This window comes from Comamonas sp. GCA5 (genome assembly GCF_036541385.1).
GTDB lineage: Bacteria > Pseudomonadota > Gammaproteobacteria > Burkholderiales > Burkholderiaceae_C > Comamonas > Comamonas aquatica.
The window spans coordinates 1-13335 of the sequence record NZ_JAZHFR010000024.1; the positions used below are offsets into that span (position 1 = coordinate 1).

At 61.4% G+C, this 13335-nt stretch carries 11 protein-coding genes and 2 pseudogenes; 1 reads left to right on the plus strand and 12 read right to left on the minus strand.

The genetic code is table 11. The annotated features are described in order from the left end of the window. Positions 1–112 precede the first annotated feature (112 nt). Positions 113–427 (plus strand): annotated as a pseudogene (locus SJH88_RS07970) (integrase core domain-containing protein); the annotation flags it as partial. A gap of 99 nt (positions 428–526) precedes the next feature. Here the strand turns inward: SJH88_RS07970 and SJH88_RS07975 are convergent. From SJH88_RS07975 to SJH88_RS08030, 12 genes and pseudogenes are all read right to left on the minus strand, one after another. Beyond that, a pseudogene (locus SJH88_RS07975) lies at positions 527–1319 on the minus strand (IS5 family transposase). Between the two features lie 40 nt (positions 1320–1359). Beyond that, on the minus strand, positions 1360–2631 hold the full coding sequence (locus SJH88_RS07980; protein WP_154165004.1) for a tyrosine-type recombinase/integrase: 1272 nt from the start codon (positions 2629–2631) through the stop codon (positions 1360–1362). Between the two features lie 498 nt (positions 2632–3129). Beyond that, positions 3130–3666 (minus strand): hypothetical protein, encoded by a 537-nt coding sequence (locus SJH88_RS07985; protein WP_274754113.1) that lies wholly within the window; start codon positions 3664–3666, stop codon positions 3130–3132. Next, positions 3650–4288, minus strand: coding sequence for a lysozyme (locus SJH88_RS07990; RefSeq protein WP_274754114.1), 639 nt, complete (start codon positions 4286–4288; stop codon positions 3650–3652). Before SJH88_RS07990 ends, SJH88_RS07985 begins: the two co-directional genes overlap by 17 nt. Next, entirely contained in the window at positions 4285–4578 is a 294-nt protein-coding gene (locus SJH88_RS07995) for a hypothetical protein (RefSeq protein WP_274754115.1), read from the minus strand. The genes SJH88_RS07990 and SJH88_RS07995 overlap by 4 nt, the downstream gene beginning before the upstream one ends. 10 nt (positions 4579–4588) lie before the next feature. Further along, positions 4589–4825 carry a hypothetical protein gene (locus SJH88_RS08000; RefSeq protein WP_274754116.1) on the minus strand — a complete coding sequence of 79 codons (237 nt, stop codon included), beginning with the start codon at positions 4823–4825 and terminating at the stop codon, positions 4589–4591. After that, entirely contained in the window at positions 4822–5601 is a 780-nt protein-coding gene (locus tag SJH88_RS08005) for a hypothetical protein (RefSeq protein ID WP_274754117.1), read from the minus strand. The genes SJH88_RS08000 and SJH88_RS08005 overlap by 4 nt, the downstream gene beginning before the upstream one ends. Positions 5602–5630: 29 nt before the next feature. Further along, positions 5631–6713, minus strand: a complete 1083-nt coding sequence (locus SJH88_RS08010) for a hypothetical protein (protein ID WP_274754118.1) — start codon at positions 6711–6713, stop codon at positions 5631–5633. A 3-nt stretch (positions 6714–6716) separates the two neighbouring features. Continuing rightward, complete coding sequence (locus tag SJH88_RS08015; RefSeq protein WP_274754119.1) at positions 6717–7160, minus strand: hypothetical protein; 444 nt, start codon at positions 7158–7160, stop codon at positions 6717–6719. Beyond that, complete coding sequence (locus SJH88_RS08020) at positions 7157–8620, minus strand: LamG-like jellyroll fold domain-containing protein (protein ID WP_274754120.1); 1464 nt, start codon at positions 8618–8620, stop codon at positions 7157–7159. The genes SJH88_RS08015 and SJH88_RS08020 overlap by 4 nt, the downstream gene beginning before the upstream one ends. Beyond that, entirely contained in the window at positions 8617–9774 is a 1158-nt protein-coding gene (locus SJH88_RS08025; RefSeq protein WP_274754121.1) for a hypothetical protein, read from the minus strand. The genes SJH88_RS08020 and SJH88_RS08025 overlap by 4 nt, the downstream gene beginning before the upstream one ends. A 44-nt stretch (positions 9775–9818) precedes the next feature. Then, positions 9819–13334 (minus strand): hypothetical protein, encoded by a 3516-nt coding sequence (locus SJH88_RS08030; protein ID WP_274754122.1) that lies wholly within the window; start codon positions 13332–13334, stop codon positions 9819–9821. Position 13335: the final 1 nt, after the last annotated feature.

Here is a 13335-nt window from a genome sequence, read left to right on the forward strand (position 1 = left end):
CGGAGCACCAGGAGATCGCATGGCGTCTCTGCCAGTAAATTGCTTCATCCATCCTGCGGGACGTCCCATAAACACCTCCTGATTAAAGGTGTTGCGACGACCGGTTGAATCCACCCAATACGTCAGCATCCGCTACACCGAACGGTTGGACCAGGCGGGCATACAGCCCTCGGTGGGCAGCCGGGGTGACAGCTACGACAACGCGCTGGCCGAGACCATCAACGGTCTGTACAAGGCCGAGCTGATTCACCGCCGGGGCCCCTGGAAGACCAGGGAATCCGTGGAGCTGGCCACCTTGCAGTGGGTGCACTGGTTCAACCATGTCCGACTACTCACGCCGATTGGGGGCATCCCTCCGGCAGAAGCTGAGGCAAACTACTGGAGGCAACTAGCCGTCAGCGACACCTCGGCAGAGGTGTCAACTTAAACCAATCGGCCTCCTCAAAACCCGGTGCGATTCAGTTCGTTCACTTGGCATTTGTCGTTCTGCTTCTGCGGAGATCGTAAACACGTTCTAAGAACGTGTTCAAAGTCTCCTGTGCAGAAGGCCCAAGAATGCCAAGTGGACGAACTGCAGGCTGGTGTTGAGCCAGCGCTCGCAGTTCTTCCACAGCCGCCGATTCTTCTCCAGCCAGGCAAAGCTGCGCTCGACGATCCAGCGCTTGGGCATGACCTTGAAGGTGTGCAACTCGCTTCTCTTGGCAATCTGTACCGTGACGTGCCCACCCACAATCTCCTGCACACCCTGCGCAAAGGGCTTGCCTGTGTAGCCGCTGTCGCACAACAGGCTTTGCACCCTGACCAAGGAGAGCTTGCAGCGCTTGAGTGCCTGCAGCGCGCCCTTGCGGTCCGTCACCTCGGCCGTGGTCACGGCTACTGCGTGCGGCAGCCCCTGGGTGTCCACCGCAATGTGACGCTTGATGCCCGAGACCTTCTTGCCCGCGTCATAGCCCTTCAGGCCCGCCGTGTCCGTGTTCTTCACGCTCTGCGCATCGATCATCAAGAACGCGCTGCAGGCGTTGCGCACCCGTCTCGCGCGGGCCGCGCCAACCTGATTTTTTTAAAGCCTGCTCCAGCAGGCTGCCACCCTCGCGTGGCTCGCTCTAGATCGCAAAGTACGAGTGCACGGTGCGCCACTTGGGAAAGTCGCCGGGCAGTGCGCGCCACTGGTAGCCTGTGCGCAGCAGATACAGCACCGCACAGAACACCTCGTACAACTCCACCTTTCGGGGCGCCGTCTTTCTGCGCGCACTCTCCAGCAATGGACGGATCGCTTCGAACTGCTCGCGCTTGATATCGCTCGGGTAACCTTTTCTCATCTCGCAAGCTTCTCACATCAGACGAGACTTTGAACACGTTCTAAGCGGCCAGGGCTTCCAGCTTATCGGCCAGCTTCGACAACCACAGCAGGCGCTCCGCATCGTAGCTGTAGGCGTTGTACGTGGCTTCAATCTCGGATGGCACGTGGCCAAGGATGGCCTCTGCCACTTCACTCGGGCACCCAAGCGATGGCAGCATCGTGCGGGTCGTCCGGCGCAGGTTGTGCGGTGTCCAGTCTGTGACTGGCAGCACACCCCTGGTTTTCCCCTCGCGTTTCGACTTCGGACTGTAGGGCTGCAGGTCGTAGATATACGTCGAAAACGTGTGCTGCGTGTATGGCTTGTCGCCCACGCCGCGGAACAAGAACTCCCCCTTGTCGGTATCTTGCAGCCGACGCAGAACAATCTCCCTTGCGCGACCCAGCAACGGCACACGCAAGTCGGTTGCATCCTTGAATCGCGCATTCTTTGTGAGTTCCTTCGGAACCGTCCACCACAAGACCCCCTCCTTCTCTGCAAGGTGCTCGGGCTTCATTCCCAAAATCTCAGACCCCCGCGTGCCTGTCCACAGGTACATCACCACTGTGTCAGCCCCAACCTTGTGCATGTTGGGCAGCCAGCGCAGCAGCAACCCCACCTCTTCCTCCGTCAGCGCCCGACGCTTCTGGCCAACGTGCTTGCCGCCGATGATCTTCCCCTTGGACTTCAGCCGTCCCTTCATCACGGCCTGCCACCAGTTGGGCACATCCCCATCCAGGCGGCCGGCATCGAGCGCATAGTCCCAGGCCGACCCCATAAGGGAGCGGAGCTTTTGGGCAATCGTTGGAACGTGCTTGCGCGAATCCAGCAGGGCAAACGCATGCTGACGCTTCACAAGATTGGCAGGCATCGCCGCAAGCTCGGGGGAACCATCCAGGGCGGACAGCAGGATGCGTGCAGCTGCTTTAGCACCGGCTGGCTTGCGCTCTTGCTCGATGTGCCCCTGGATGAAATCCAGCACCAGTTGACGCACCCTGTACTCGTCGTCAACGGGCTCCTGCACAACAGGCTTTTTGGCTGCCTTCTTCTTTTCGGCCGGGTCGACCCCTGCCTCTTTGGATGCGCGCGCGCTGTCCCACTCCCGGATTGCTTCGTGCAAAGGCATACTTGGCCAGGCGCCCAGCTTCACCTGCTTCAGCCCGCTTGCACCCTTGTACCGATAGGTCCAGGTCTTGCCCTTTTTGTTGGCCAGCAACCGCAGCCCAGGGAACCCCTCGATTGCCATGTACTCGCCATCACTGAGCAGCTTTGCTGCCCTCGGGTCAAACACCATTCGCCACCTCGCTACGGGAATTTGCCAAATACTGAAAGATAGAATCAACCAAGCTCAACCACGCTCGGATGCGATCAAGTATAAGGCTGGTGTAGTTTTTGGTGTAGTTTTTCTGATTTTTAAAGTGTTTTCAGAGGGGAATGCAGTTCTACCATTGAACTACACCCGCCTTGCAGGCGGACTGCCGGTTGACGGCAGCGCGCAAAGCGGACGCTAATCTAACACAAATGCATGCTGCCTCCCGCGCAGTCTCTGCGCATTTTCGGCCTCCCGTATGACCAATGACCTTGACCCCCTGCCCTACGCCGTTCTGATGGTCTGCATGGGCAGCATGCCAACGAAAACGATTTATCAACAAGCCGTTCTCCTTTAAAAACAACAGGTTAAAAACCGATTCGCACAGGCCAAAACGGCTGTGATTCATTGCTTTTCGCGCAATTAAAAACAATCACTTAGCACTTAGTTAGGTGACACGTTGCGGCCACAAACAAGAATTCATCAAGGGGCCGCCAATCGACCAGCCAATCCCCTATCCAAGTCCACCTGGCGCTTCAGCACAGTCACTTGCGCATCTCGCCGTTCGACCAATCCCACAAGTCCGCCAACAACGCCCGCGCTTCGTCCAGCAAGCTCTGCGAGTCGCTGGTGCTGATCTGCGAGATTTCTGCAGGCAGCGGCGTCACCTGCAGCTTGTGCGTGCTGGGTGGCAGTGGCGCGGAGACTGCGCTGCAGCCCTGCAATGCGGCCAGCATCAGCAGCACGGCCAGCCTCCAACCTTTGAATGGTTTGCGTGTATTCATAGATGTTGTCCTGAGTGTTTCCAGAGTGATCAAGCAAGGCGGCAGCCTTAATTTCAGTAGCAGCCTGAGATTTCTGAGCCAGCTCTTGGCCAGCCTTTGCATGCGATGCCTCCAGCCTGCTCACCTCCACCCGCAGGCCATCTACGCGCAACTGCTGCAACAAGACCAAAACAGCCAACCCCAACGCCATCCACTTCCACAACCCGGGCATGAAGCCATCAATCAGCTTGAGCATGGCCGCCCTCCAAGCCACGAATGGCAATCGTGCTGAAATGCCCATCGCGCCCCCAGTCGCGGCACAGCTCGGCCGTGGTGGTGCGCCGGTCGACCAGACCAGGCAGGCGCACGCTTTGACCGTTGACGGTGCCGCGCACCCAGCGGGGCATTTGGGCGCAGGCGGCATCCAGATCGCCGGCATTGGCCAGGGCCAGCAGCGTGCTGCCCTGCACGGCCGGCGCGCCCAGGTTGTAGATCATGTCGATGAAGCTGGCCTGCACCCACACGTTGTAGGTGGACCAGTGCTTGAACATACGCTTGGCTGCGCGCTCAGCCTCCAGGTACTTGGGCAGCTCCAGCCGGTAGCAGTCGTCTTTGCTGTAGTAGCGCCCAGCCACCACCTCGGGCCCAGTGACGCCGTTGCACACGGTCAGCGGCTGCCCCTTGCCCAGCTTGTCAACGTAGGGCAAACCGATGTGCCGGCCACTGCTTTCATAGTGGGCGCCCAGCTCCATGGCCAGCTGCACGCCCTGGCTGGGCTTGGCAGGCTGGTCGACCGCCATGTAGGTGGTCGCGCCCACAGCAAAACCCAATGCCACCTGCAGCAGCTTGTTGCGCAAGATTGCAGGTACTTTGCTCATCGCAGCCCCCTCCAGGCGCTCCACGCCGTGACGCAGGCCGCACCAAAGGCCACGATGGCAGCTGCCGGCCGCGCCAGCTTACCCACCCAGTTGAACACCTTGATGGCGCCCGTCATGGCCGAGAAGAACTCCAGCAGGTCCGCCAACTGCTGCTTGAGCTCATGCAACTCTTTGCGCGTGGCTGTCAACTCGCGCTCGATGCCGGCCATGCGTGCGCTGCCGTTGTCAAACTTTTGATTGATCTGCTGCAGCGTGGTTGCTGGCAGCTCGTTACCGTGATCGTCGACCATCCCCACCCTCCTACACTTCAATCAACACATAAGGCAGCACGGGTGCATCGCCCGTGATCTCCCCTGCCTTGACATACACCTTGGCCGCCAGCGCTTTGCCCAGCGGATTGCGCACCCGCAGCTGCCCACCAGCTCCCTCCAGCGTTACCACCGCTGTGCCATCGGCATAGACCGCCGTGACAGATCCGGTCTGCACCGGCTCATCGGGCAACAGGCTCAGCAGCCGCTTGTACAGATTCGTGCTCATGCAGCCACCCTTTCCACTGTTACTTGCTGGCGCACCTTGGGCAGCGCAGCACTCACGCTCACACCACGCACCAGGCCGCGCCAAGTGCCGTCTAGGTCAGCAACTTCCAGCAACTGGCCAGGCTGCAGCACACCGGGGTTGGTGCCGCCGGTCAGCACGGGCATGTTGATGGTCTGCATCAGCTTGTCACCGCTGGCAGCCAAAGCCCAGCTGCCGCGCATGCGCGCAGCGACAGCCTGAGTGATCAAGTCATCCTGAATCTGGGGCGAGAGCTTTTCGCCGGCCGTGCCGGCACGCACCACGTGGCCATGCACGCCACCCACCGGGCCACCGGTCACATACACCGCGTTGTAGGCAGCGCGCGGCTCAGGGTTGAGGTCATCGGTCACGATCACAGCCGCTGGCATTTGCACTTGCACATCGGCACCCGCCCACTCCCACGGCAGCACGGGATAGCGTGGAGCGATGATCAGTTGCTCATCTGTACGATGGCTGCGTACCACCGCGCCCACGCTTTCCGCCACACGTATGACGGCCTGCAGCGGTGTGCCTTGGTAGCTGAAGGCACCACCGGGCACCGTCCAGTCATCAATGTCCCAGCTCAAGCCGACGCCCGTGAACTCCAGCGCCTGCAGCGCAATTTGCTGCGCCGTCATCGCCGCAGTCGGGCTCCAAACCTGCGTCGGCATATAGGGGGCAGCCAGCAGCGCCGTGGTAGACACCCCATTGACCTGCACGCGGTGATTGCCAAAGGCCCGCGTGCGCGGCGTAGACATCACAGCAAACACAAAGGGGATGCCATCAATCACCACCGCATGCGGGCAGGCAGACCCGCCACAGGGGCCAGCTGCTCCATCAGGTGCTCAGGGCCGCTGGCACTCAAGCTCCAATAGCAGCTATCGTCGTTGGTAGCGATGGTCACGCCGGTCAACTGCACCGGCTCCATGCTTGGCAGCAGGTGCGCCGTGAGGGTGTGTACTTGCATATAAACCCGTAAAAGAGGGATGACGTATTGCGCAACCGGCTGCGGCTCCTGGCCGCCGCTCTTCCAGCAGCGAAACACCAGGTGTGCAGGTAGCCCAGCCGCATACGCTTGCTTAAAGATCAGCTTGGCGGGCAGGCCCGGCACATAGCAAGGCTCCGGCGGCTGGGGCGGTGGTCGCTGCCACATGCCAGGACCGGGGCGTATGGCCTCTTCAAACCTGCTCAGACCACCAGCGCTGACGGGGCTGCCCTGACCAAAGCTGGCCAGCCAGTGGCCTGACGCAGCCTGGCCGCGCTGAAAGTGGCTTTGCACCGCATTACGCAGGCGCACCGCTTCTTCAAAGCGCACCAGCGCCAAGGCCTGCAGGGCTGCCGCGTTTTGCACAGCATCCAGCACCGCCGCATGCCTGCGCTGCCCCTCTTGGTAGCGGCTGATGATGGCCACGCGCATGGGGGCGGCGTCTTGCACGCTGTCAGCGCCTGCACCGCGCACGGTCTGGGCTTGCTGCCACAGGGCGCGCACCTGGCGAGACACATGGCGGGCGTCTTGCCAGATCTGATTGACTGCGGTTTGGGTGCGCTGCGACTGCTGCCACAGGGCCTGCAGCTGCATGCTGCGCGGCAGGGCGTCTTGCCCGCGTTCTTGGGCACTGCCGACCATGGGGCGGCTCACATTCACATTCCAGCGCACAGCCACATTGCCACGCAGCCCCGTGATGCGCCCCTGGGCGCGCAACTGCAGCACGCTGGCCATGCGCACCTGGCCACGCAGGCCGGTGATGCGCCCCTGGGCCGACAGCGCATAGGTGGGTACTTCCGCATCACCGCCCGCACCAAACACCAGGCGCACGGGATTGCCCGCCGCCGGGCGCTGCTGGTCAAAGATAAGGCGCGTGCTGGCCATGGCTTAGCCCAGTGCAGAGCCGGTCAGGGTCACGATGCCCCCGGCGTAGAACTGGGGCGCAACCTCACCCTCCGGCACGGTGCCGCCCGCCACTTCAAAGCAGCCACCCACGCCTGCGGCCGTGACACCGCCCTCGGCCAGCACGGCGCCATCAGCGGCCACCAGCTCAGCCCAGCGCGGCACGCCACTTGTGAGCACCATCGTGCCCGCCACGCTTTGTGGCTGCAGCGACAGCAGGCCATCGGCAACGACGCCTGCAGGCCGTGCCAGGGGGATCTCCAGCCAGGGCGCGGGGCTGACGCCCATGGTGTCTGGCCGAGCCGTGGTGTACAGGCGCACCGCGGCGTTGCCGGTGGCGCCAATGTCCAGACGCGCCAGCGTGGCCTGCAGCTGGGCCAGCAGCAATACGTCGCCCAGGCGCCACTCGTAGTAGGCCGGGGCCGTCATAGCATCACCTCGGGGGTCAGGTCATTCGCCACCACGGACCGCTGCAGGCCTTCGTGGTCCCAGGCAATCGCGTCGTATTTGTATCGATCTGTGATGCCGTCAAAGCGGTAGTTGCCTTGTGCATCGCTCCATGTCTCACGCACCAGCAGACCATCACGGCTGCGGTGCAGGCGCACTCTGCGCTTTAATGGGAGCGTGGCATCGCCTGCGAGCTTTTGCTCGACCGAGCCGTAGATACGGAAGTTCCCGCCGTTCTCCATGTCGCAACCGCTGCTGGCACCCAGGCGTGTACCAAAATCAGACTCTGCGCTCCCAAGCTGGACCTGAACCTGAGTTTTGGTATGTATAGATGGCGCCCGAGGTACGTACTGCGCCCACAACACCGCGCTCTGATTTCCTGGCCACGGAATACCTACTATATCGGCATCCGTGACCCACACCCCTTGGGTAGACAGGTATTGCAACGTACACCCAGCTAAAAACCGCAGTTTATTAGCCGTGGCTCCAACATTGATGGCGTTAAATACCGAAGGTTCGGAGAACGCATACTGCAGAGAAAAACCGCTCGCCCTAGACGGCAAACTAACTACCGCTGCTGGGTTTCCTTCCGACAGCACCTCAACGAGTTGCCCGGCAGTGTCAGAAGATACGACGTAGCTTGACTCTGGGTGCACCGTAATTGACCCATCAGAAAAAAAATCAGGATACGGTGCGCTTGGTGCCTTAAATCGCTCTGTATAGCGAGCCACACCAATGGTAATGCGCAGGTCATTCACCAGGAAGTCGGGCGGACTCGATCCATAAAACCCAGTGCCACCGATCTCTAAATTGTCAGAAAGCTGATTGGTGGGGCCAGATGTCTCCGGGCCAGATTTGGAAGACGTTTGCACACCATCCTTCCAGCAACGCACTACACCATTGGCGCGAGTCACCGCCAAGTGCGCCCATGTCCCGACCGGCACATCCCCAAACTCCCCAAGTGGGTAATTACCACCAGTTCCACCGGAGCCAGTTGCGACCCAATAAAGCTGAAATTTTCCTTGATATCTGAAAATCGTAAATGAACCCAGCGGAGCCCCATTTCTACCCCGCGTGATAACACTGTTGAGGTCACCAAACGCAGCGAGCGGCTTAAACAACAACTCAATCGTGAAATCACCTGGGAATCCCCATTTGCCTGCAGCCACAGAAACCGACTTCGACGCACCAAACCTACCAGACTCTAGATAGTTGGAATTTGGCACATCAGAACTGCCCACTGCACCAGAAACAGTGAACGTACGACCCTGCGGGCCACCGTCAACAAAAGCGCCGTTTTCCCGCTGCAGCAATAGCCACACTTTGTCGTACTGGGTATCACCCGGGGCAACCACCGCTGGTTGCAAAACGCTTAGCTCCACGTCCTGGTCAGACGAGAGCGCATCTAACCCGATCAAGCGCCATGTGGTCGCGGCGGTCATTCATCACCCCATGGTCCGGTAATGTCAAAAAACAGTACGCCAGCGCTGGCTGTACCAGCAGGAGAGCCGCACTTCACAGCCAATAATTTCCGCCCCCCTAGTCCGTCCACCGTGTCGCACCAGGAAAATGACGCGTGGCAGTTTTGTGCGGGTATGTGCACCCCACGCAGACGCCCTCGTAACCCAACCGCACTTTCACCTATGAGCTTACGCGTCAACAACAATGCGTTACCTGGACCATTCGGATAATTTGGCGTCATGGAGCCTGCAACTGCACCTGACACACCAGCCCCAGTGATAAATGCCTCCACACCATGAATGCCTCGGATCGAACTTCCGACGTGGGTGAATGATCGGGCGATGAACGTAGACGAACCGGAAGCAGGAGATATGTACTCCACTGAAGATGTCTGCACCGATGGTGAAGACGACACGCTTGACTCAGCGCACTGCAGTGCGCATGCATAGGAATCCCCATTTTTCAGGGAATCAAAGTCGCCAAAAGCCCAAACCGACCCGCTGACTCCCAAGCTACTGGCGGCTGTGTGCGTGTGAATGAGAAAACTTTTACTGTCGGCTACTACTGTCCATGCCCGTTGTGTCGCACCTGCAGAACTAGCTTTTGGCCAGTAGCCACCACCAGCAACTTGTGTAGCAGAAGGAAATGGCCCAACACCGTTACTGACATCAGACATTCCCTCATACCCTGTGACACGCGCGTCTAACGCCCCTGTGTCATCCACCCTCAAGAACATACGTGTGCCGGAAATATCATTGCTGCGGTACACGGCAACATTAGTGCCTGTAAATTCTTTACTCCAACCTGCAGGCGCAATCTTGAAAGTGATAGTGCCGGTCAATGGCCCATCGGGCAGATCGCAGGGGAACTCCACATAGCTGGCCGTGGCCGCCTTCACGCGCTGGGGGCCGTTGAGGGCCACACCGTCACCTGTAATGCCTGCCACCTGGATCACGCAGTGGTCTTGTGCGGCGCTGCCGCCTGTGATGTTCATGCGGCAGATGCCATCGGTCACCGTGGCACTGTCCACGGCCTTGGTGCCAAAGCCATTGACTAAAAAGGCATCGAGCAAGGCAATCAGGGCGCCTGCGGTGCCATTGAGCGTGGGCGCGCCGTCATGCTGGAGACGGCCCATTTGACTGATGTACTGACTGTCGTCATTGCTGATCCTTCTCTGTCTTAGTTGCTGGCGGCGCGGTCTACATCGCCGCGCACAGTCAGGCCAAAGGTGTAGTCGGTGCCTGCGGCCTCGCTGGGCTGCACGGTGCGAATGCAGGCAAAGGGCTGCATGGCCCCTACGGTGTTGATGCGCAGCACGTTGCCCACCGCCCAGCCAGCGCCCCAGCCTCCGGCGGGCACGGTGAAGTACGGCACCCCGGCCAGCACATCGGTGCGGGTGTTGGGGTTGAGGGGGGCAATGTCACTGGCAATCGGGAAGGTGCCCAGGTTGCCCACGTGCTCGCCAATCACCTCCACCGTGGTGGTGTTGGTGAACTTGAGCACCCAGCGCTCTGACACAGCGCCAGCATTGGTCACCACCAGGGGGAAGGCCGTGTCGTTGTACTGGGCGGGCGCGGGGTTGCCGGTTACGCTGTCGGCCCAGGTCACGCCGTCCCAGCTGGCTTGGTCAAACGCGTGGCTGACGCGGGCGCGGATGGTGCCGGTATACAACGCACTGCTGACCACGCTGCCCACGGGAAAGTCATGGCTGAGCGACTTGGTCAGCGTGAGCGTGCCGTTGATCTGCACATCGGCCACGCGGGCCATTTCTTCGATGCGGTGGTGCACGCGCACGGGCTGCACCCAGCCCGTCACATCCACCACGCTCACAAGCCCTGCATCCAAATCCACCGTCCAGCCCGATTGAATCTTTTTGCCATCGGCCCCCACGATCCACGCACGGCTCAGGCGCGTGCGGGCGCAGTTGATGGTTTGACCATTGCTCAGCGTGGCCGCCGGCAGCGCGGCGGTGTGGCCCACCACCACGTAGTAGCCATTGCGAAACACCGGCACACGCCCATCGCTGGGCAGGCGCACGGGGTCCATGCCGATGATGTCGGCATCCAGCGGCAGGTAGACGTAGGTGACGCTATTGAAACGCAGCGTGGTGGGGTCAATGGCCAGCGGCTTCCAGATCTTGCCTGCCTGCACGCTGCCAATGTCGGCGGCGTCATACCACCACTCGGCACGGTCCGCGTCGGTCAGATCCTCCACGGCCACAAAGCGGCCAAACTGGATCTCGGTCAGGCCCGCCTGGTAGTCAATGCGCCCCCGGCTTTGGGCCGTGGTGAAGTAGCCCTCCAGATCCGGCGTCAGGGTGATGGCGTTGCCATGCGAGTCCGCCAGGTTGAGCGTAATGCCCTGCACGGCCACCGGCGCGGCAGGCGTGCGAAAGAACACGCTGGCGGCCGTCCACTGCTTGCGGGTAGTCCACAGGCTTTGCAGCTGCAGCGTGCCCGCCGGGTTGGTGACCAGCCAGTCCGTCAAAAACGCCAGGCCTGCTTCGTAGTCCATGCGCCCGGCCACCACCCCAGCGCTGGTGCTGGTGCGGTCGCGGATGATGTCGCCGTCCACATCGATGTAGGTGTGGCCCAGCCAGGTGAACTGCACCGATCCGGGCACCACATAGTCTTCGGTCAGGCGGCACAGGTCGATGTACAGCTCAGGCGGTGTCCAGCTGAATGACTCTTCAAAGGTGGTGTCAAATGATTCAGCGTAGGTCACCTCCAGCGTGCTGGCTGCCAGCACCTGTTCGCTGACGGCCGCCTGGCTGTAAGTGCCACCCTTCATGCTGGAGCCGCTGCCGCTGACGCTCACTGTGCGGCCAGGGCCGCTTTGGCTTTCAAAGGCCGAGCTTTTCTCATAGTCAGACTGGTAAGCCTCGCTGCTGGCATCCAGATCCACCAGCTTGGCCGTGATGGTCTTGCTGCCGTAGTTGACCGTGCCACGGCCGTACATGCCGCCTGCACCGTCATCGAGCAGCGTATGGGCTACGCGGTCTTGCGTCTGGTTGATGCGCTGCGACTGGGTGGACCAACCATTGCTGCCTTGGTTGATGTAGCCATTGCCATAAGAGCTGGCGTAATCGGCAGAGCTTTTGCGCGAGGTGCTGCCGCCGCTGCTGGCCCCGCTGCTGTTGGTGACTGCGCGCACGGTGATCCAGCGCAGCTCAATAGAGCCCGGCGCTGGCGTTGTGGGCAGCACGATGCTGGCATAGCCTGCTGCATCCACGCCCGGCGCAGGAATGTTGTGTGTGACGGTGGTGCTGCGGCGGTATTGCACCAGGAACTGACCACCCGCATCGATCCAGGCCGTGGGCCGGATCAGGATCTGGCCAGACGCATGATTGACCAGGCCGGAGCCACCGTTGCCGGTCAAAGCGTTGCCTGTGGCCCCATCAGCCAGCGTTTTGGTGACGCCGCCACTGGTCCAGCTGACGGTGATGCTGCCGCGCACCAGCTGCTTGTGGGGCAGCTGCAGCGCAAACTCCGGCTGGCGCACCGTGGCCGCGCTGCCGCTGCGATTGACAAAGCCCGTGGTCTCACCCCACTGCAGCAGCACGGCCGAGCCCACATCGGGCAAGGCAGGCAGCGTGATGGCAATCGAGCCATTGGCGTAGTTGACCGTGCCCACGGCATCGCCCACCAGGGCACCTGCACCATCGTCTTGGCAGGTGTACCAGGTGCCCAGCACCATGAAACTGACCACCACGGTGCCGGGGCTGGGAAAGGGCCGCAGGATGCTGGTCCACGAATAGCCCCGGTTTTCTTGGCCCACCGTGAAGCGCTTGGTGTGGGGCGTAATGCCCGCGGTGACTTCACGCGGGCCTGTGGCCAAGGTGATGCTGCGCATGGCCGCCGGGCGCTGGTCCAGCGTGACGCGCTCGGTGCGGCTGCTGGGCACCAACTGGGTGTAGATGCTGGCCACCTTGACTTGGCGGGCCGGGTCGCCCAGGGTGTAGGCGGCGGTCATGGGCGATGCGCCGTAGAACTGCATGGCATCGGCCACGGTGGTGTCGCGCAGGCGTGCGGCATTCGCCTCCCGGGTAAAGGTGCGGCTTGGTTCACTGCCCGTGAAAGCAAAGTCCAGGCGGCTGGCAATGTCGCAGGTGGTGACCAGTGCCTGGTAGTCCTTGGCCTCGCCGCCAGAGGTCATATAGGTGAAGGTGCGCTCCACGGTGTCGGTGCGGATCACACGCACATACTGGCGCTTTTCGGTGGGCTGACCTTCGTTTTGCACCAGCACGATGGTGCGGCCAATGGGCGGGGCAGCGGTGCCCACGCGGTGCATGATCTGCACGTTGCCTTGGCCCTGCACGTGGTTGCCCAGCAAGATGCCATTCCACTCGGTGCCCGCAATCAGGTAGTTGGCAATGGCCGTGGCAATCTCGCTGCGCTGGGCAAAGGGGCCGCAGGCGGCAATGGTGACGCTCACATTGGGGTCTGTGGCGGGCTGCTCGATGATGATGTTGGCATCCATCAGCGCGGCGGTGTTGCCCGTTTGCACGGCGCCAAAGGTCTGGCGAATGCTCACCTGCCCCCCGGCGCGGGCCACCTCGGTGATGTCGTCAAACACTTGGTTGCTTTGGCCCCACTCAATCACCCGGCCCGTGGGGCCGCCGCCGCCTTCGGGCACGTCGTCCATCACTTTGGAGGCCAGAATTTTGATGTCGCCGTCGCGGATAGTCGTCGTCATT